The following is a 21,451-nucleotide window of genomic DNA, read 5'->3' on the forward strand; positions in this document are numbered from 1 at the left end:
TATCATTGAGTTAATGTAAATTACAGCTATGTTTTACATGTCCTAAAAACCAATAAAAGGATGTGATATAATGTTTGCGTTGAACAAATTCAACTTATAAAACAGCTTTAGCAGCATACTTTGGGAGGTAGTTTTTGTGAATATACTTGTTTGTGATGATGATAAGGAAATTGTTGATGCTATCGAGATATATCTTAAAAATGAAGACTATTGTGTTTATAAGGCATATAACGGTGCCGAAGCTCTTTTAGTCTTTGATAATTATGAAATACATCTGGTTATTATTGATATAATGATGCCTGTAATGGATGGAATCCGTGCCACTATGAAAATACGTGAAAAATACAATATTCCTGTCTTAATGCTAAGTGCAAAATCAGAAGACACAGACAAAATCATCGGTTTGAATATGGGTGCAGATGATTATGTGACCAAACCCTTCAACCCACTTGAACTTGTTGCCCGAGTAAAATCACTACTTAGAAGGTATGTATCTTTGGGCAGCTTTGTTGCACAATCAGGTGTATTCAAAACAGGAGGACTTATTATCGATGATGACGCCAAGGAAGTAAAAATTGACGACAAACCGGTAAAATTAACTCCTGTAGAATATAAAATTCTGAAATTTTTATGCGAAAATGCCGGAAAAGTGTTCTCTATTGACCAAATATATGAGCAGGTGTGGAACGAACCTTCTTTTTCACCTGAAAATACCGTTGCTGTCCACATAAGAAGAATTCGCGAAAAAATTGAAATCAATCCGAAAGATCCAAAATATTTAAAGGTGGTGTGGGGAATTGGATACAAAATTGAAAAAATATAGATATTCTGTATTGCTGAAGACATTGGCTGTGATTCTATGTGTTGCCGGAATGCTCACAGCAGCATACGGACTGGAAAAAGCCCCTTATTTTGATATGGGAATCCAGAATAAGGATTTTAAGAAAAGTTTATACCTGAGAGACATTCTAAAGGAAACTTACAATCAGGCTTTTGATATTTCCATGAACTATATAAATGAGGAAAACATAAAATCAGGAGCCTGTTTGGATAAAAATGCTGTAAATGACAGAAAAAATAGACTTCAGAGTGAAAAACAAACAGAAGTTACCCTAATAAATGATTATTACAATTCATTAATGGCGAATTACACAAACGTAAAAACTGATATTAACGACGCCCTTAACTCACAAAGTGAAAAAAACCCTGAACTGCAAAAATTGCTGGATGAGAGAAAAAGTGAAATTGAGAAAATAGAAAATAAGTACAAAACAAAAATATACTATATTGAAGCTGATTATATAAAAGAACAGTTGGCTCAGTATCATGCTAAAATGGACACCCTGATTAAAACTAAAGGCATCTATTACTCTGTTGTAAAAAACGGCAATGTTACGTTAACCAACAATTATAATAATAACCCTGAAAATTTCTTTAAATCACTTCCTGTAAGTTTCCAATTAAAGCAGGGTTCTAATAATGAGAATGATAATTTATTTTATACCGCAAGTATTCCCTCTGATACTATTATCTTTTTAGGGTTATCTCAGGAACGATATAACGCTGAACTCTTAACTTATAATGAGAATGTCAAGGAAGGACTTTCAGGTATAAAACTTGTAGTTATCGGTTTGGCAGTATTTCTGCTTGCCCTTTGCTACATTATTTATACTGCCGGAAGAAGCAGACGTAAAGACGGACTCTTACTCTTGCCCATAGATGATATATATCTTGATGTGGCTTTAGCAGTTTTAGCCGGAATTATAATACTTTGCATTTCATCGGTTTATGAATATGGAAGGTACATAATCTTCCCAACCAGCTTCTATTACAATGTAAGTATTATTACTGTTCTGCTAGGTGTGGCAATATCCGTTGGAACACTTGCCGGAATCGTTTTAGTTACTATGTTTGTAAGAAGGTTTAAGAGGCACGAGGTTATAAAGAGCACTCTTATGTACAAAGCATTTATATGGATAAAGAATAACTTATTCAAGAAAATAGTGAAAAATCTTCTCTCTGTATATGACAATAGTCCTGCAGCATTAAGATTAATCCTCATTTTTGGAATATATGCTCTTGCTACATTGGTTAGCGTAGCATTACTATTCACCGAGTCAGTTGGCACTCTCTTTGGACTTACTCTTTTGGTTGGTATCAATGTTACGGCGGTCTATTTTGTGTTGGATGCCTTTAAAAGTTTAAAGGATATAACCGCAGGTGCAAAAAGAATCCGTTCCGGGGAACAGTCAACGTATATTCCCCCTCAAAAAATCCCTGAGTTAAAGGAACTCTCCGAAACCATTGACAGTATTGCAGACGGCTTGAAACATGCGGTAAACAATCAGGTAAAGGCAGAGAAAATGAAAGCCGAATTAATTACTAACGTCTCTCATGACCTTAAAACTCCTTTAACCTCTATAATAACTTATGTTGATTTGCTAAAAAGTGAAGGGCTTTCTTCTGAAAACTCTCAAAAATATATAGATATTATTGATAAAAAGTCTCAAAGGCTAAAAACATTAACAGAAGATTTATTTGAGGCTGCTAAGGCATCCAGTGGGAGTATAACTGTTAATGCGGAAGAAATAAATATAGTTTCCCTAATAAATCAAGGCCTTGGGGAGTTGTCAGATAAAATACAGAGTTCCGGACTGAATTTCAAGACTAATTTTTCATCAGACAAATTGCTCGTCACAGCTGACGGTAAGCTCCTTTGGAGAGTTATAGAAAACTTGCTTTCAAATGTTTTCAAGTATGCAATGCCAAACTCCAGAGTTTATATTGAAACAACAGATATAAATGACAACATAGTTGTTTCTGTAAAAAACATTTCTGCCTATGAATTAAATATTCCCGCCGATGAGCTTTTGGAACGCTTCAAGCGAGGAGACTCCTCCCGTAACAGCGAGGGGTCCGGCCTTGGTCTTTCAATAGCCAGAAGCCTTACGGAAATACAAGGTGGAAGTTTTTCCATAAGTATTGACGGAGACCTTTTTAAAGCAACAATTGTAATACCTAAAGCGAAATAAATCAAAAATACGAAAAACACAAGAATAGCAAGAAACCCCTCCTGCTATTCTTGTGTTTTTTAATTGTGTTTGCTACTAAACCTACGCTTGTTTTTTCTCCTGTTGAGGCATCTGATAACTTTCCTGCAAATCAGTCTCACCTCTCATATTTTTAAACGCAACTGACATCATAAGCTTTATTCTATTTAGCTGGTTAACTTCACTGGCGCCCGGGTCATAATCAACTGCAACAATATTTGATTCAGGATACCTTCTTCTGAGTTCCTTTATCATACCTTTCCCCGTAACGTGGTTAGGAAGGCAGGCAAATGGCTGCATACAAATGATATTTCCTGCTCCACTCTTAATCAGTTCAATCATCTCTGCGGTCAGGAACCACCCCTCCCCGGTCTGGTTACCCAGAGAGAGAATCTCCGAAGCACTGTTTGCAAGATGATATATTGAGTGCGGTGCATCAAATCTTTTGCTTTTGTGGAGGTATTTCTTTAAATGGCGTCTATACAACTCTATTACGCTTATTACAGCGTTGTTTATAAGTTTACTTTTTAAAGTACCTGCCAGATGCTTACGCTTGAAATTAGGGCTATATGCACAGTAAAGGAAAAAGTCGATGAGGTCAGGCATTACCGCTTCTGCTCCCTCTTTTTCCACAATATCAACTACATTATTGTTTGCATCAGGGTGGAATTTTACCAATATCTCTCCAACCAGTCCAACCCTTGGTTTTACCTCATCAGTGATTTCAAGCTCGTCAAAATCTTTGATTATAGCCTTTATATTCCGCTTAAAACTACCTTTTTTATCTTCATAAATAGACTTCATGCAGATATCTACCCATTTTCTATAAAGTTCGTTTGCGGAACCCGGTACCAGCTCGTAAGGTCGAACCCTATACAGTACCCTCATAAGCAAATCTCCATAAACAAGACCTTTTAAAGCAAGATCCAGAAGCTTCATCGTAATCTTAAATCCCGGCTGATCTTCCATCCCAAGTGCATTTAAAGATATAACGGGTATTTGTTTCATTCCAGCTTCTGCAAGAGCCTTTTTAAGGAAGCCGATATAATTTGTAGCTCGACAGCCCCCTCCTGTCTGAGTAATTAAAACAGAAGTATTGTCAAGATCGTACTGTCCCGATTTAAGCGCATGTATAATCTGTCCCACAACAATAATAGACGGGTAACACGCATCATTATTTACATATTTCAAACCATCCTCTATAGCATTGTTATCAAGCTCCTGAAGAACAACGATATTATAACCTGCTTTTTTAAAAGCAGCCTCCACAAACTGAAAATGTACAGGTGACATTTGCGGTGCAAGGATAGTATGTGTCTTTCTCATTTCTTCGGTAAATACTTTTCTTTCAAAACTACCTGATTTATTATGGTGCTTGACAGTTTTCTTATCTCTTTCTTCAATTGCAGCAACTAATGATCTTATTCTGATTTTAGCTGCTCCCAGATTGTTGCCCTCATCTATTTTCAATGCAGTATATATTTGGTCATTTGAGTGCAATATCTCCTGAACTTGGTCAGTTGTAACGGCATCAAGTCCGCATCCAAAGGAATTCAACTGAATCATTTCAAGTTCCGGGTGTTCCTTTACTACTGTTGCCGCTCCATACAAACGTGAATGGTATTTCCACTGGTCAACAACTCTAAGGGGCCTTTCTGTCTTTCCCAGATGAGCCACAGAGTCCTCTGTAAGTACTGCAAATCCAAAGGAAGTAATTATCTGGGGTATTCCATGGTGTATTTCAGGGTCCACATGATACGGCCTTCCGGCAAGTACTATACCCTTTTTACCTGTCTCCATTAAATATTTAAGAGTTTCTTCACCTTTTTTCCTGACATCTTCTCTTGCCTGTTCTTCTTCTGTCCATGCCTTTTCTACGGCCTGCTCAATTTCTGCCTTTGAGATACCAAACTCTTTGCCCAGCACTTGGAAAAGACGTACTTTAAGTTTTTCCTTGTCATCATAGGGCAAGAATGGATTAAAGAATTTAACTCCGCTTGTGTGAAGTATATCCATATTATTTTTAATTACTTCAGGATATGAAGTAACAATCGGACAGTTATAATGATTGTCGGCCCCCTCATCCTCAACCTTCTCATAAGGTAAAGAAGGGTAAAATATATAGTTAACCTTTTGATTTATAAGGCTCATAATATGCCCGTGTACTAGTTTAGCCGGATAGCAAACAGATTCTGAAGGCATAGTCTCTATACCCAGTTCATATATTTTCTTTGATGAACGAGGTGACAAAACCACCTTAAATTTTAATTCGTCAAAGAAAGTGAACCAGAAAGGATAGTTCTCATACATGTTAAGAACACGTGGTATGCCTACTGTCCCCCTTCTGCGCTCAACATCACTGTTTTGCCTGTATCCGAAAATTCTTTTATATTTGTAATCATACAAATTCGGAACATCCTGTGTTGTACTTTCAATGCCCGCACCTCTTTCGCATCTGTTTCCGGATACAAATCTGCTTCCGTCACTGAATTGATTGATAGTAAGAAGACAGTTATTGCTGCATAGCTTACATCTTTGAAGCTCAGTATCAAAGACAAAGTTTCCTATATTTTCCCTTGATAAAATGGTTGATGTTCCCCCGGTATACCGTTCTTTTGCTATAAGAGCAGCACCGAAAGCGCCCATTAATCCGGCTATATTAGGCCTTACAGCCTCTCTCTCTGATATAAGCTCAAAGCTTCTTAGTACAGCATCATTTAAGAAGGTTCCTCCCTGAACGATTATTTTTTTACCCATTTCCTTAGGGTCTCTTATTTTGATAACCTTCAAGAGTGCATTTTTGATTACCGAATAGGATAAACCTGCTGATATATCTCCAACCTGAGCCCCTTCTTTTTGAGCCTGCTTAACTCTTGAATTCATAAATACAGTACACCTTGAACCAAGGTCAACAGGCTTTTCAGCCAATAATGCCTGTTCGGCAAAATCTTCCACTGCAAAATTCAGGGACTTGGCAAAAGTCTCAATAAAAGACCCACACCCCGAGGAACATGCCTCGTTAAGCATAATGCTGTCAATAACACCATCTTTTATTTTAAGGCATTTCATATCCTGACCGCCAATATCAAGAATAAAATCTACTCCCGGCAGAAAGAAATCCGCAGCCTTGTAGTGTGCGATTGTCTCAATTTCTCCGATGTCTACCCCTAGCCCAGACTTTATCAACCCTTCCCCGTAACCTGTTACGGTGGAGTTAACAATTTTAGCGTCTGCAGGCAATTTGGAATAGATATCATTTAATATCTTAATAGATGAACTCAAAGGGCTTCCATTATTGCTGCCATAGAAGGAATAAAGAAGTTCGCCCTCATTGTTAATTAAAACAGCCTTTGTTGTTGTGGAGCCGGCATCAATCCCTAGGAAACAATCCCCCTTGTATTTTTCAAGGAGTTTAACGGAAGCTGACTGCCGCCTATGTCTGTTTCTGAATTCATCCAATTCTTCTTGCGAACTGAATAGTGGTTTTAAACGCTCAACCTCATGTACTGATATAGTATTTAAAACCGGTAACTTGTTTTTTATCTCCTTAAAGGATGTTATTTTACATTCTTTGGAAGATAGAGCTGCACCCACTGCCACAAATAGCTGAGAGTTTTCAGGAAAAATAACTTGTTCCGGTCTCAAATTAAGTGTAATCTCAAACCTTTTTCTAAGCTCAGAGAGAAAATAAAGGGGACCTCCCAGAAACGCAATATTTCCGCTTATTGGTTTTCCGCATGCAAGCCCGCTTATTGTCTGTGTTACTACAGACTGGAATATTGAAGCGGCTATGTCTTCCTTTGCAGCACCTTCGTTAAGGAGCGGTTGTATGTCTGTCTTGGCAAAAACACCGCACCTTGCCGCAATTGGATATATGACTCTGCTTTTTTTGGCAAATTCATTAAGCCCTGCTGCGTCCGTCTGCAGCAAGGAAGCCATCTGGTCAATGAAAGCACCTGTACCACCTGCACAGGTACCATTCATCCTCTGTTCCAGACCTCCGCGGAAATATGTGATTTTAGCATCTTCTCCACCTAATTCTATAGCTACATCTGTTTGAGGAATGATGGTTTGAATTGCTTCTGAACCTGCAATTACCTCTTGAATAAATTCAAGCCCCAACCACTGTGAAACCAGCAATCCACCGGACCCGGTTATCATCATAGTACATTCTTCCTGATAAAAATAATTGCACATTTCATTCATTAATTCAAATATAGTTTTACGTATATCTGAATAATGTCTTTGATATTTTGAATATACTATTCTATTATCTTTATCCAGCACAGCCATTTTTACAGTGGTTGAACCGACATCTAACCCCACATGATATTTTTTCTTCATAATTAACGACCTAATCTCTCCAAATTAGAATTTTAAATTGATTATTCTTTTGATATATTTATATGCAACTCTTCAATCTGTTTTTCATCAACAACATCCGGTGCATTTGACATAAGACAGGATGCATTCTGTACCTTAGGAAAAGCTATTACGTCCCTGATACTGTTTTTCTTTGCCATAAGCATTACAAGCCTGTCAAGACCAAATGCCATTCCGCCGTGAGGTGGAGTACCGTACTTAAATGCCTCTAAAAGGAAACCAAACTTCCTGTTAGCATCCTCTTCTGAAAAACCAAGCATTTTGAACATCTTTGCCTGCAACTCCTGTATATGAATTCTGATACTTCCTCCTCCAAGCTCAACACCGTTTAAAACCATGTCATAAGCCTTCGCACGTACTCTCCCCGGGTCAGTATCCAAGTATTCAAGGTCTTCATCCATAGGACTTGTAAACGGATGGTGTTTCGCAGCCCATCTCTGTTCATCCTCATCATATTCGAATAATGGGAATTCAGTAACCCATAGGAATTTGAATTCATCAGGATTGAGAATATCCAGCTTTCTTGCAATTTCAAGTCTCAACTGTCCCAATGCATCAAAAACCACATTGTTCTTATCAGCTACAAAACATATCAAATCTCCGGGCTCAGCTTGAGCTCTATCGAGTATAGACTTCATTTCGTCCTCTGACATAAATTTGGCAAATGAAGATTTTATCTCGTTTTCCGGACTAATGGAAATCCATGCCATTCCTTTTGCCTTGTAAGTCTTAACCACTTCTACCAATGCATCTATTTCTTTTCTGCTGAATTTAGCACAGCCCTTTGCATTTATTGCTCTAACACTTCCACCCATGGCAACTGCATCTGTAAATACCTTAAAACCGCAATTTGCAACCATGTCTGACATATTTATAAGTTCCATGCCAAAACGGATATCCGGCTTATCTGAACCAAACCTCTCCATAGCTTCAGCATAAGGCATTCTTAAAAAGGGAGTTTCAACATCTATATTCAAAGCTTCCTTAAACGCCTTTTTTACAAATCCTTCATTAACCTCCAGAACATCATCAACATTTACAAATGACATCTCAATATCTATCTGAGTGAACTCAGGCTGTCTGTCAGCTCTCAAATCTTCATCTCTGAAACATTTAGCAATCTGGAAATATCTGTCATAACCTGACACCATCAATATCTGTTTATACAGCTGTGGTGACTGAGGCAATGCAAAGAACTTTCCGGGATGAACTCTGCTAGGCACGAGATAATCTCTTGCACCCTCCGGTGTACTCTTTATTAATATAGGAGTTTCAATTTCCAAAAATGCGTTTTCATCATAATAGTCTCTTGCCACTTTTGCAACTCTGTGTCTAAGTATGAGATTCCTTTGCATATCAGGTCTTCTCAAGTCCAAAAATCTGTACTTAAGACGTGTTTGCTCGTTAACTTCTGAATTTTCCTCTATATACATAGGTGGTGTTTCAGAAGTGCTGAGTACTCTCAGTTCACTTGCAATTATCTCAATCTCTCCCGTGGCCATTTTTTTGTTTACCGCCTCAGGTGAACGAGCCGCTACAGTACCCACGGTTGCTATTACGAACTCACTTCTGATTGTCTTAGCCTTGTCAAACATTTCACCGTCTTTATCAGTAAAAACAAGCTGTACAATTCCTGTTCTGTCTCTTAAATCAATAAAAACCAAGCTTCCCAGATTTCTTTGTTTTTGAACCCAGCCCATAACCGTTACTTTCTCACCGATATTTGAACTGCTCAGTTCTGTACACTTATGACTTCTCTTTAAGCCATGTATTGATTCTCCCATGTTTATATCCTCCCATCAGATTCTTCTGATTATATGTTATCCTGTGCTTTTAATTTTTCAATTATCTGTTCAACAGACAAATCAGCCTGTTCACCTGTTGCCATGTCTTTTAATTTAAATATACCCGATTTAACCTCATCTTCACCAACAACTATTACATAAGGTATACCCAGTTTATCGGCATACGAAAACTTCTTTCCTATTTTTCCTTCGTTAAAGTATATTTCAGCAGACACGCCTTCATCCCTTATTTTTGTTGCTATTTCCAAAGCATTTCCCATTGTTCCGTTCATTGGTATTACAAGTATCTCTGAAGGCGTAGCTCTTTTCATTTCTCCAAGAATTCCTGCCTCCCTCAACTGATAAAACAGTCTGGAAAGACCTATGGAAATACCTACCCCCGGTAATTTCTTTGTTGTATACTTTTGAGCAAGATTATCATACCTTCCTCCTGAACATACACTGCCGATAGACGGATACCGGTTTAGAACAGTTTCGTATATCGTGCCTGTATAATAGTCCAATCCCCTTGCAATAGTAAGGTCTATAGTATAATTTGCTGAAGGAACCTTGAAGGAATCTATGTAGTTAACCACTAATTCCAGTTCATCTATACCTTCATTAAACATTTCATTCTGGAAATTCATTTCCCTGAGATGTTTTATTATATCCCTGCAACTGCCCTTGGTTCCTACAAAGTCCAAAACTCTTTGTGAATTTTCCTTAGAAAGTCCTATGGCTTCAAGCTCCTTTAGTACAGCTTCATTGCCTATTTTTTCAAGCTTATCTATGGTTCTCAGTACTTCAGTTTTGTCCGATACCTGAAGACCCTCAAAAAACCCGTTAAGTACTTTCCTGTTATTTATTCTGATAGTAAAATCATCAAATCCAAGTGCTTTAAAAGTTGAATAAATAACACTTAATATTTCAGCATCATTAATTACGCTGAGGTTTTCATTTCCTATAATATCTATATCGCATTGATAAAACTCTCTGAATCTGCCCTTTTGTGGCTTCTCACCCCTGAAAACCTTGCCTATATGATACCTCTTGAAGGGAAATGTCAAATCACCGAAATGCTGTGACACGTATCTGGCAAGGGGAACCGTAAGGTCAAACCTCAGGGATAAATCGTTATCTCCCTTATTAAACCTGTATACCTGCTTCTCTGTTTCACCGCCGCTTTTTGCCAGCAAAACTTCCGACTTCTCAATCATCGGTGTATCAAGAGGTATAAAACCGTACTTTTCATATGTTTTTTTAATAGTATCCAGCATATTGTTAAAAACAATCTGATCAGCCGGTAACAATTCCATAAAGCCCGGCAATATTGAAGGCGTAATTACTTCTTTTGCCATTTAAACAACTCCTATCATAAAAGTATAATACACTACAAATTATTAACACATTAACTAAATATTAAAAGAAATACGTAATTTCTAATGAAAGCATACCCACGAACAGTAAAAAACCTCCCGTATCCCAACAAGGGACGAGAGGAACTTCCCGTGGTGCCACCCTAATGATTCAAATATAGAACCCACTTAGCTCCTTAACGCGGAAAACGGACGAGTGAATCTCGTCAGCCCGGAGCTATGCTCTGAAGGGTGTCTTTCAATAGTCTTACTATAAGCTGCTCTCAGTCTAAGACAACCATTCCCTTAATAGCAGTACTAATTACTCTTCCCTTTTAAGGCTACTTCCCTATTTACATACATATATTTTAGAATTTACATCTAAGCTTGTCAATATTTATTATTTTCTTCCATAAGAATATTGGCTTTCCGCTCCAGCATTTCGTCTATTCTACCGATGTATTCCTCAACACTTTTTACATTAAATGACCTTTCCAATCTGTTCATAGGGAAAACCACCTTTGTAACCGCTCCTGCTCCACAGGCCAGTATTGTCTGACGTTCTTCCATTATTTGTATATTGTATAAGCATTCCATACCAATTTTACTATATCCTACATTTTCCAGATTGCCAAGAATATTTTTCTGCCTGTAAAGATAATACGGGTTAAGACTCATTTCTTTTGAGCATTCACGAGCCATATCAACCATTAAGGCAGAATCAACATACTGAGTCTTTAGACTGTATTTTTCTATTTCCTTTGTTAGCTGTGAAGCTCTTTTTATGGCCATTGTATGAACTGTCAAACTGTCCGGGTTCAACTCTTTTATTTTTCTTAGGGTTTCACCAAACATTTCAACGTCCTCTCCGGGAAGTCCACAGATTAAATCCATATTTATATTGTCAAAACCCATATCCCTTGAAGCCTTAAAAGCATTAACAACATCTTCCGGGGTATGAAATCTTCCTATTCTTTCAAGGGTTTTTTCATTCATTGTCTGAGGGTTTATGCTGATTCGTGAAACACGACTGTTTTTAATAACCTTTAGCTTCTCAATAGTTATGGTATCCGGACGTCCGGCCTCAAGGGTGTATTCTCTAAGGTAAGTCATATCAATACACTCTTCAATCCCACTTAGGAGACGACTCAGCTGCCGTTCATTCAACGAGGTGGGTGTTCCCCCTCCAATATATATACTTTCAACGACAAGGCCTTTTTCTCTCATAAGCTGCGCTGTATGCCTTATTTCTTTTAATAAAGTATCTACATAAACGCCCACCATCTTCTTATATTGCGATATGGTACTTGAGCTAAAGGAGCAATATAAGCAACGAGTAGGACAAAAAGGAATACCAACGTACAGTGATATGCTATTTTCCCTTGACTCTGTAAACAATTCTCTTTGATTATCTGCTACTTCATACAGAAGCCTTGACTTATTCTCCGTTACAAAGTAATCCTTTTGTAAAGCACAAATAATATCCTCCTTTGTGAGCTTCATATCAATCAACTCATTTACCAGCTTTACAGGCCTTATACCTGTAAGGATGCCCCAGGGTATAATCTTGCCGGTATATTGGGTCAGCAATAAAAACAGCTTTCTCTTTAGGCTTCTTTTAAACTCTTTTACTTTAAGCTTATCCGAAGATTCCATTACACCTGTGCAGTTAAGGCTTATAATCTCGCTAAATCCTTTGTCCTTCAAGCTGATATTAAAGAAGTCATTTCCGCCCTCATAAGACATAAAACAGAAAAGAAATGCCCCGGAACAATCATCCCAAGGCTCATTGAATTTCTTTATTTCGTTTTGAGCAAAAAATAATTTTACTACATCTTCAAGTTCATAATCAAAATTTTTAGTCTTGTTGTTGTATATTAACATTTCATCCTCTTTTTACCATTGAACCGCATTTTTTATAGGATTGTCTCTTATTTCATCAATAATGGTAGTACTTACACCGTGACCGGGATAAACTATAATTCCGCCGGGCAATACAAAAAGCTTCTCGACAATTGAACTATAAATATCAGAAAAATTGCCGTTTGGCAAATCAACTCTTCCATACCCGTATTTAAATAATGTATCTCCGGAGAATAGCAGATTTTCAACCTGAATACAGATAGAGCCGGCGGTGTGTCCTGGAGTATGAATTACCCTAAATTCCAGTCCTCCGACTTTCATACTGCTTCCGTCCCTAAGAACTTCGTACTTACATTCAAAGGTTGCCGAACTTCCCGTAAAAGCAGAAATATTTAGTCTTGCATCTGACATTGCCTGCTCATCGTCGACATGAATATATACCTTGGCATTTGTTTTAGCCGCTATATCGTCAACATAAGTAATATGGTCAATATGTCCATGAGTAAGTATTATTTTTTTAATACTGGTTTTTAGTTCTTCTTGTGCAGCAAGCACCTTGTCAGAGGGAACTCCTGCATCTATCAGAACAGCTTCATTTCCATTTCCAACTATATAGGATACCGAGTCAAATAAACCTCCATTTATTGGTTTTACAAACATATGCCGAACCTCCGTCATCAAAATTCCTTTTTACTGTCCAATATAAGTGTAACCGGACCGTCATTGCTTATATCTACCAGCATGTCAGTCTGAAAAATTCCTGTTTCGGTAACTACACCGGCTTCTTTACACTTGCATACAAAACCTTCATATAGTTCTTTTGCAATCTCAGGTTTGGCAGCTTTGTCAAAACCGGGTCGTCTGCCTTTCCTGCAATCTCCGAAAAGTGTAAATTGTGATACAACCAGCAATTGTCCCCCTATATCTAACAGAGACTTATTCATCTTACCGTCTTCATCCTCAAAAATACGCAAATTCAGTATTTTTTCTGATAGATATTCTATATCACGGTGGTCATCTTCCTTACCAACTCCAAGAAGAACCATAAGACCCTGACCAATGCTTCCTGCAAGCTTCTCGCTTACAGTAACAGTTGATTTTTTTACTCTTTGAACAACTGCTCTCATTTACCTGAAAACCCCCGATTATTGTTTATTTCTGGTTACATCAAATACGCTGTCTATTTTCCTAAGTCTTTTAATTATTTTTTCCAGTTGCTCGGTGTTTGTTATCTCAAGGGTAAGAGTTATAATCGTAATCTGTTCCTTGGTAGTCCTTGCATTGACTGCCTTTATAGGTATTTTTGCTTCTGTGATACAGTTGGTAACATCCAGCAGGAGAGAAGTCCTGTCATTAGCCATAAGCACTATATCTGCCTTATAGGCAACATCATTGGTAGAACGCCACTTTACATCTATAAGCCTTTCTTCTTCTTCCTGATCAGCAGAAATATTTATACAGTCGCTTCTGTGGACTGAAACACCTCTGCCTCTGGTTATATACCCGATTATCTCATCACCGGGAACAGGGTTACAACATCTTGATAAACGCACAAGGCAATTATCAATTCCCTTTACTATTACACCGCTTTCAAGAGTGTGCTTTTTCTTTCTATCATTTTTTGTCTGGGCAATTGTTTCCAGTATTTCTTCTAACTCTTCAGGTTTAAGTGTCTTTTTAAATTCTTCCTTTAGCCTGGTTATAACCTTGTTTGACGTAATTGCTCCATATCCTACTCCGGCATATAAATCTTCCTGAGATGCAAAATTGTATTTTCTTAATACAATTTCAACCCACTCGTTTCGAAATAGCTGTGTATAGGACAAGCCCTGCTTTTTAAGCTCACGCTCAAGCATTTCCTTGCCCCTGATTATATTCTCTTCACGCTTTTCCTTTTTGAACCACTGATTAATCTTACTTTTCGCCTGACTGCTCTTAACAATTTTAAGCCAATCCCTGCTGGGGCCATGAATTGTTGAGGAAGTAAGAATGTCTATTATATCGCCGTTTTTCAGCTTATAATCAATAGGCTCCATTTTACCGTTTATCTTGGCACCTATCATTTTGTTACCGATAGCACTGTGTATTGCATAAGCAAAGTCCACAGGCGTTGAGCCTACAGGAAGATTTATTACATCACCTTTTGGAGTAAATACAAATACCTCATCCGTAAACAGGTCAATCTTGAGTGTTTCCATAAATTCGCTTTCGTCTCTGGTATCCTTTTGCCATTCCAAAAGCTGCCGGAGCCATGCAAATTTATTGTCGGAATCCTTTGCGTTGTTAATTCCTTCCTTGTATTTCCAATGAGCCGCAATACCAACCTCTGCAACCCTGTGCATATCCCATGTTCTTATCTGAACCTCAAAAGGCTGACCTTCAGGTCCAATCAATGTTGTATGTAATGATTGGTACATATTTGGTTTGGGCATGGCTATATAATCCTTGAACCTGCCCGGCATAGGTTTATATAGTTCATGGACAAGCCCCAGCACCGCATAACAATCTTTTACAGAATTTACAATTATACGGAATGCAAACAAGTCATATATTTGATCCAGTGTCTTGTTCTGCTTTACCATCTTTCTGTAAATACTGTAGAAGTGCTTTGGTCTCCCATCTATTTGTGCATTTTCTATTCTTAGTTCGTTTGTTTTTTCACGTAGAGTATCAATAATTATTGTTATATATGCTTCTCTTTGTTTTCTCTTTGTATTAATTTTTTCAACAAGATCATAGTATCCCTTTGGATCAAGATACCTAAGACAAATATCTTCAAGCTCCCACTTAATTTTGGAAATACCAAGTCTATGTGCAAGGGGTGCGTATATCTCAAGGGTTTCTCTTGCTTTTTCAAGTTGTTTGTCCTGAGTCATGTAATTCAGGGTTCTCATATTATGAAGCCTGTCGGCAAGTTTTATCATAATAACCCTGATATCCTTGGCCATGGCCAAAAACATCTTGCGAAGATTTTCAACCTGCTGCTCTTCCTTTGTAGTGAATGGGATTTTTCCCAACTTGGTAACACCGTCCACCAATTCTGCTACTTCCTGTCCAAACTGAGCTTTCAACTGATCGTAAGTACATGTTGTATCTTCAATGGTATCATGTAAAAGGGCAGCAACAAGTGCCGTACAATCCAATTCAATCTCTGCTAAAATTATAGCAACCTCAACCGGATGAATAATGTATGGCTCTCCTGATATTCTCTGTTGACCCATATGTGCTGCTTTTGAAACAGAGTATGCTTTTTCAAGCATCTCAAAGCTGCAACCAGGGTCGTATTTTCTAACTTTCTCAACAAGTACTGAAAAGCTGTCTATCAATGTGTCCCTCCACCTGTCAAACGACGCCCGAATGAATTACATAATTAGTCTTGTCAAAATTTTACTATTGAATCAACTTTATAGCCTTTAAGCTTATCTCTTCCATTCAGAGACATAAGCTCTATAAAGAATATTACACCTGCAACCTCTCCTCCCAGCTGCTCAACAAGTCTGATGTTAGCTTGGGTAGTTCCGCCCGTTGCAAGAAGATCATCAACTATTAATACTCTCTGTCCCGGCTTAATTGCATCTGAATGCATTTCGAGGACATCTGTTCCGTATTCCAGATCATATTCTTCACGTACGGTTTTGTATGGAAGTTTTCCTTTCTTTCTTACAGGAACAAAGCCTTTATTCATGTGGTATGCCAAGGGGGCACCAAAAATAAATCCTCTTGACTCTGAACCTACGATAATATCAAAATCTCCCATTTTTTCCGCCAGTGTCTTGAATGTATCCATACATTCTCTAAATGCCTCAGAATCCTGAAGAACAGTCGTAATATCGATAAAATCGATGCCTTCCTTAGGAAAATCCATAACATGTCTGAGTTTATCTTTAAAATCCATAGTAAACTCCTCTCATAAGTAAATATTATATCATACATTAATATATTATAAATAAATAAATCTAAGGTTACAAGGACGTATAAATATAGTGGAGGAAATAATTGCTTTTTGCCCCACAATATATTTTCTATAAAACATCAAAAAGGCTCAAACTACAGGGTCATTTCACCTGTGTTTTGAGCCTTTTTTAAGTATCCCCATTGGTATATTTCATTTGGGAATTCTCAACTGATACCTGCTACTTTATTTCAACCGGGAACTGTGTTCTTTTACCGAGGAGATATTCTTTCAGAAGTATATAGTCAAGAGAATCTATAGAGCCGCTGCCATCCAAGTCAGCAGCAGTGATTCCATCAGCGGAAGGGAACTTTGTTATCGAGCCAAGAATAAACTGCTTCATAAGTGAAAAGTCAAGTGCATTTATATCTCCGCTTCCGTCAAGGTCTCCGTATACAATTTTACTTGCTTGAGTATTGAACTTCCAATTATTTATATTGAATAAATACCCGCTTCCTCCGGTAAATTTCAGATATAAGTCATGTACTCCTGTTGCACCGCTAACTGCACAGGATTTTGTTACCCATTTCTGCCAGTCTCCGGTTCCTGCGACGTTACAAGTTCCAACAAGCTTTCCGTCAGCACTGTCAAGACGGATTTCAATACTGCCTCCGCTGTTCGCTGATGCAACACTGGCATCGAATGATGTTGCCCCGGCAGAACCAAAATCAACGCCTCTTACCTTTACCCAGTCACCATTCTCAATATTGCATACATCACGGCCACCGGCGTTGCAAGCTTCAGTATTTATACCGCTTTCCTGCGCCATGGTTTCTGCTTCATTAACAACATAAGGATTTACATACTTCAGTTGGGTAAGACCGTCTTTGGTAATGTTAACCTTCTGCATTGTTCCGTCTGCGTTGTAGGTTATTTTATCTATGCACACATTTCTCTGGTATGTTCTTGCATCACCGCTCGAAGCACCATTAGCTATTGCAAGTGCTCTGTTGTGATAAGCTATATACCAGTTATTCTTATATGAGAATATACATTGATGGTTATTATTGCCCTCATTAGAAGGAGGATTTGCTAATACTGTTCCTTTGTATTGGAATCCTGTCATAGGGTTGTCACTCATCATGTAATCTATAGTGGCAGCTCCTTTTGAAAAATTCGTAGAATAAGAGAAATAATACTTGCCTTTGTACTTATGAAGCAATGAAGCTTCAAAGAAAATCGGAGCCACAATCTGAGAAGCAGAGCCTTTAATACTTATCATATCATCGTTAAGCTTAATTACCCTTGTATTACCCTCGCCGTTTCCGCCAAAGTATACATAAGCCTGTCCGTCATCATCCACAAAGGCGCCCGGGTCAAAGCACCAGAATCCGCTGGGAGCATTTACTCCGGGAGTGCTTCCGGTTATAAGAGCTTTTCCCAATGCATCCTTAAAAGGTCCGGTAGGACTATCGCTTACTGCAACTCCTATTGAACCGCCACCATTTCCGAAATACATATAGTATTTATTATTCTTAGCTACAACTGTGGGAGCCCATGACAATGAAGCCCAGCCTGATGCTTTAAAAACCTCTCCGTGGTCAGTCCAGTTTTTTAAATCATCAGTAGATATACAGGTTATATCATTCATTTTATAACCCGGATTACTTGGATCATATACATCATGTGAACAATAAAGATAAAGTCGTCCATTGGCTTCTATACCGCTCGGGTCAGCAGTATAGCGCTGGTAAAATATCGGATAATCCGCAAAAACGGTATTAATTCCTGAAATTGATACCAGTATACAAACAACAAGAAGAATTGATAATTTCTTAACTCTCTTAGACATAAAATTAAGCCTCCTTAAAAATTTTTAAATTGGTGTTTAAAAATTGAAGCAATAAAATAGACTCCTATATCACCTGTATAATATAAAGATGAGTTAATATATTTACTTTACCGGATTTATTTAACCTAACGTAAATTAGAGAGAAGGTATACAAATGCTTCGAATTCTACTTCTTAACCTCCCTTCTTATATTTCACGAATTAAAATTCGAACCAACGAAGCACTTTCCCTGATTATTAATGATGCCACAACTAATACTACGACCCGAACAAGAATTATTTTTAATAGGCAGGTGTAAAGAATAGGAGCAAGTTGAAAAGATCGATTAGTAAATCTCATTTCAACTCATTATAAAATGTAAACTGTTTCCATCTCAATATAATTTCTTTTGACTTTAGTATAATAATTTTGTGATTATTTAAGGCTGATAAAAAACAGATAGTTTTTCTGTTTTTTATCAGCCCCATAATTTATTATTTACTATATAAGATACTATCTGTAATATTGTAAAACAATTTGAACATTTCGATATCCATTATATTCATTGATATCAATGTTGAAAATCATATCCAGTTTTATAATACTGTTACGTCCTGCATATATGTTTTGTAATTCTTCACTTCCGAACCTTTCAGAAACATATGTATCGAACTCATCAATATTTCCGAAGTAAACGCAGTCAACAAAACTGTTTCCGTTCTGTAATCTAAGCTTTAATACTTTTCTTTCATTTCCGAATACCGTGGCTTTCCTTACTGATATATTTTTTTCAGCAAACAGAGGTTTTGTGTTTCCTTTTCCGTATGGCTCCAAATAACTTAATTCCTCTGCCGTCCTTATGTTAATTGCAGATAACGGTATATGTGCGTCAATATATATTTTAGGAATAAGGTCATCCTCTGTAAGTGTAGTAATACTGTTTACTCTTTCCCTTAAAATATCAACTTTATCAGCGTCCAGGCTGAATCCGGCTGCCATTGGATGGCCCCCGAATTTGGTAAAAAGCTCCTTACACTTTAAAAGTTCCTCAAACATATTATATTCTTCTATTGAGCGACCAGAGCCTTTTACGCAATTCTCACCTCTTGTAAGTATAAATGTTGGAACATTATATTTTTCTCTTACCTTTCCGGCAATGATGCCCGCAATACTTTCATGGATTTCCGGCTTATATACTACCAAAACTCTGTCACCTTTTAAATCACTGTTTTCTATTGTTTCAATTGTATCTTCCACACCTTTTACGGTCATGGATTTTCGCTCATTGTTCAATTCATATAATTCAGCTGCCAAGGCTTCTGCTTCCTGTTGATTGTCAATAAGGAGTAATTTCAACCCCTTCATGGCCCAATCCAACCTGCCAGATGCATTAATACACGGACCTATTATAAAACCGAGATGGTATACACCTATACTTTTTCCTGATATTCCTGTCTTTTGCAGAAGTGCATTAAGTCCGATATTTTTTGTATCTGCTATTGTATTAAGCCCCTTTCTTACAAGTATCCTGTTTTCTTCAGTCAAATCAACTACATCGCAAACAGTTGCAATTGCAACGAACTCGTAAAATTCGGCTTCTTCCTCACGGGGAATACACATTTCCTCGTATAGTACCTGTGTAAATTTAAACGCTACCCCTGCCCCGCATAGTAGTTTAAAGGGATACCGACAATCTGCCTGCTTCATATCTATAATTGCATCAGCTTCGGGAATAATGTCTGGTACATCATGATGGTCTGTAACTATTACTGTCATACCGGATTCTTTTGCAAATTGTATCTGCTCTCTTGCAGCAATACCGTTATCACAGGTAATAATAGTGTCAATGCCGTCATTTAAAGCATTTTCAACCAAGCTGTTATTTATCCCGTATCCATCCAGTATTCTGTGAGGAATGGCATAGTCAACATTTGCACCACACCTGGCCAAGGCTTTATATAATATATAAGTACTTACAACCCCATCAACATCGTAGTCGCCAATAATCCGAATTTTTTTATTGAGCTTTATTTTTTCTTGAACAATTGAAACACCCAAAACCATATCTTTCATTAGTCTGGGATCGTTTAGCCCTTGTAAATCGGCCTTTATATATTTTCTGGCATTATCTAAATCCTTAATGCCCCTGTTTACTATAATCCTGCAAAGAAGTTCGCTGATTCCTAATTCTTTTGACATTTTTTTAAAATCAAACTTAGGATTTTTTAGTATCCACTTTTGCAAATCCACCTGACCCCCATATTTGTATTATTTCATTGAGACTATGAGAAGCTCAATTGCTGTTCTGTCAGTCATTTTTCCCGTCTTTACGGACTCATCCAGTTCAAGGCTGTAATACATGGCCTTTTCCAAAACCCCTATTTCCATATTCCTGCTTAAACCAAGAACTTTAGAGGCAACAAAAGGTGTTAGTCCCATTTGCTTTGCTGCCGCATCCTCCCTCATGCCCTGTTGTTTGAGTAACTTCATTCTGTATACCATTCTTATCTGTCTTACAATCATGTACATTATTTTCTGCATGGGCTCCTTTAAAAAAGCCATGTCATTTAAAAGCATAAGTGCTTTTGAAATATTTCCTTCTGCTACTGCATCTGTAAGGTCAAAAATTCTGCTTTTTATAGTAGTTGTACATACTGACTTTACATCGTCAATGGAAATATTCTGTATTTCGCCTGTAAAATTTACTATTTTGTCAATTTCATTTAACAGCTCTACCATGGAATATTCGCTGTTTTCAACTATATACGAGGCTGCAATGGTATCTATTGTTTTTTTATGGCTTTTAAAAACCTTTACGACCCATTTTACAAGGTCAGCAGGCTTCTGATAATCAAACTCAACAACAAGCCCTTTTTTCTTTATGGTATTAACCAGCTTTATTCTCTTGTCTACTTCCTGCTCCACAAATATGAGACAAGTATAGGGAGGCATATTTTCAATATAGTCTGCAAGTTTATTATTTTCTGATTTCTTATCAGACCCCTCGCCGCCTCCTTTTTTTGACTTAAAATAGCCGGAATTCCTTGAAATTACAAGCTTTTTATCGCAAAAAACAGGCATTGTTTCGCAGTTTTCAATAAGCGTATTCGTATCCTTTTTGCCTTCAAGATATATATAATTTAAATCCTTTGTTTCTTCGTCAACAATCAGGTTACCTATAGCATTCATATAGTACTTTATAAGGTAATCTTCCTGACCATAAAAGAGGTATACATTTTGCAGTTTATTTTCCTTTAATTCTTTTTTTAATATATCAAAACTCATATTCTTCC

13 protein-coding genes are annotated in these 21,451 nt (G+C 37.5%); 2 read left to right on the plus strand and 11 right to left on the minus strand.

Annotation, left to right across the window (positions count from 1 at the left end):
• Window positions 1-136: 136 nt before the first annotated feature.
• Entirely contained in the window at window positions 137-823 is a 687-nt protein-coding gene (locus P0092_RS13205; protein WP_004617620.1) for a response regulator transcription factor, read from the plus strand.
• Window positions 798-3,032: a sensor histidine kinase gene (locus P0092_RS13210; protein WP_004617618.1), complete on the plus strand. Its 2,235-nt coding sequence runs from the start codon at window positions 798-800 to the stop codon at window positions 3,030-3,032. The genes P0092_RS13205 and P0092_RS13210 overlap by 26 nt, the downstream gene beginning before the upstream one ends.
• A gap of 81 nt (window positions 3,033-3,113) precedes the next feature.
• On the opposite strand, the gene P0092_RS13215 is transcribed toward P0092_RS13210, so the two are convergent.
• The 11 genes from P0092_RS13215 to holA all read right to left on the minus strand — a co-directional run bounded on the left by P0092_RS13215 (window position 3,114) and on the right by holA (window position 21,443).
• Window positions 3,114-7,394: a 2-hydroxyacyl-CoA dehydratase gene (locus P0092_RS13215; protein WP_004617617.1), complete on the minus strand. Its 4,281-nt coding sequence runs from the start codon at window positions 7,392-7,394 to the stop codon at window positions 3,114-3,116.
• Between the two features lie 41 nt (window positions 7,395-7,435).
• Window positions 7,436-9,217 carry an aspartate--tRNA ligase gene (gene aspS / locus P0092_RS13220; protein ID WP_004617615.1) on the minus strand — a complete coding sequence of 594 codons (1,782 nt, stop codon included), beginning with the start codon at window positions 9,215-9,217 and terminating at the stop codon, window positions 7,436-7,438.
• Window positions 9,218-9,246: 29 nt separating this feature from the next.
• Complete coding sequence (gene hisS / locus P0092_RS13225; RefSeq protein WP_004617613.1) at window positions 9,247-10,575, minus strand: histidine--tRNA ligase; 1,329 nt, start codon at window positions 10,573-10,575, stop codon at window positions 9,247-9,249.
• A 387-nt stretch (window positions 10,576-10,962) separates the two neighbouring features.
• Window positions 10,963-12,456 (minus strand): coproporphyrinogen dehydrogenase HemZ, encoded by a 1,494-nt coding sequence (gene hemZ / locus P0092_RS13230; RefSeq protein ID WP_004617611.1) that lies wholly within the window; start codon window positions 12,454-12,456, stop codon window positions 10,963-10,965.
• 12 nt (window positions 12,457-12,468) lie between these two features.
• A complete protein-coding gene (locus P0092_RS13235; protein WP_004617609.1) occupies window positions 12,469-13,095 on the minus strand; it encodes an MBL fold metallo-hydrolase in 627 nt (208 codons plus the stop codon).
• A 17-nt stretch (window positions 13,096-13,112) separates the two neighbouring features.
• Window positions 13,113-13,562, minus strand: a complete 450-nt coding sequence (dtd, locus tag P0092_RS13240) for a D-aminoacyl-tRNA deacylase (protein WP_004617607.1) — start codon at window positions 13,560-13,562, stop codon at window positions 13,113-13,115.
• A gap of 18 nt (window positions 13,563-13,580) precedes the next feature.
• A complete protein-coding gene (locus P0092_RS13245; RefSeq protein ID WP_004617605.1) occupies window positions 13,581-15,761 on the minus strand; it encodes a RelA/SpoT family protein in 2,181 nt (726 codons plus the stop codon).
• Between the two features lie 53 nt (window positions 15,762-15,814).
• Complete coding sequence (locus tag P0092_RS13250) at window positions 15,815-16,330, minus strand: adenine phosphoribosyltransferase (RefSeq protein WP_004617603.1); 516 nt, start codon at window positions 16,328-16,330, stop codon at window positions 15,815-15,817.
• A gap of 238 nt (window positions 16,331-16,568) precedes the next feature.
• A complete protein-coding gene (locus P0092_RS13255) occupies window positions 16,569-18,179 on the minus strand; it encodes a carbohydrate-binding protein (protein WP_004617602.1) in 1,611 nt (536 codons plus the stop codon).
• A gap of 492 nt (window positions 18,180-18,671) precedes the next feature.
• Window positions 18,672-20,402, minus strand: a complete 1,731-nt coding sequence (gene recJ, locus P0092_RS13260) for a single-stranded-DNA-specific exonuclease RecJ (protein WP_004617598.1) — start codon at window positions 20,400-20,402, stop codon at window positions 18,672-18,674.
• A 24-nt stretch (window positions 20,403-20,426) separates the two neighbouring features.
• Complete coding sequence (gene holA, locus P0092_RS13265; protein WP_004617596.1) at window positions 20,427-21,443, minus strand: DNA polymerase III subunit delta; 1,017 nt, start codon at window positions 21,441-21,443, stop codon at window positions 20,427-20,429.
• Between the last annotated feature and the right edge of the window lie 8 nt (window positions 21,444-21,451).

This window comes from Ruminiclostridium papyrosolvens DSM 2782 (assembly GCF_029318685.1).
Taxonomy (GTDB): Bacteria; Bacillota; Clostridia; order Acetivibrionales; family DSM-1351; genus Ruminiclostridium; species Ruminiclostridium papyrosolvens.

Bases quoted from the DNA above. Each gene is read 5' to 3' on its own strand.
- P0092_RS13215 (WP_004617617.1), bottom strand. From the start codon at position 7,394: ATGAAGAAAAAATATCATGTGGGGTTAGATGTCGGTTCAACCACTGTA.
- aspS (WP_004617615.1), bottom strand. From the start codon at position 9,217: ATGGGAGAATCAATACATGGCTTAAAGAGAAGTCATAAGTGTACAGAA.
- hisS (WP_004617613.1), bottom strand. From the start codon at position 10,575: ATGGCAAAAGAAGTAATTACGCCTTCAATATTGCCGGGCTTTATGGAA.
- hemZ (WP_004617611.1), bottom strand. From the start codon at position 12,456: ATGTTAATATACAACAACAAGACTAAAAATTTTGATTATGAACTTGAA.
- P0092_RS13235 (WP_004617609.1), bottom strand. From the start codon at position 13,095: ATGTTTGTAAAACCAATAAATGGAGGTTTATTTGACTCGGTATCCTAT.
- dtd (WP_004617607.1), bottom strand. From the start codon at position 13,562: ATGAGAGCAGTTGTTCAAAGAGTAAAAAAATCAACTGTTACTGTAAGC.
- P0092_RS13250 (WP_004617603.1), bottom strand. From the start codon at position 16,330: ATGGATTTTAAAGATAAACTCAGACATGTTATGGATTTTCCTAAGGAA.
- P0092_RS13255 (WP_004617602.1), bottom strand. From the start codon at position 18,179: ATGTCTAAGAGAGTTAAGAAATTATCAATTCTTCTTGTTGTTTGTATA.
- holA (WP_004617596.1), bottom strand. From the start codon at position 21,443: ATGAGTTTTGATATATTAAAAAAAGAATTAAAGGAAAATAAACTGCAA.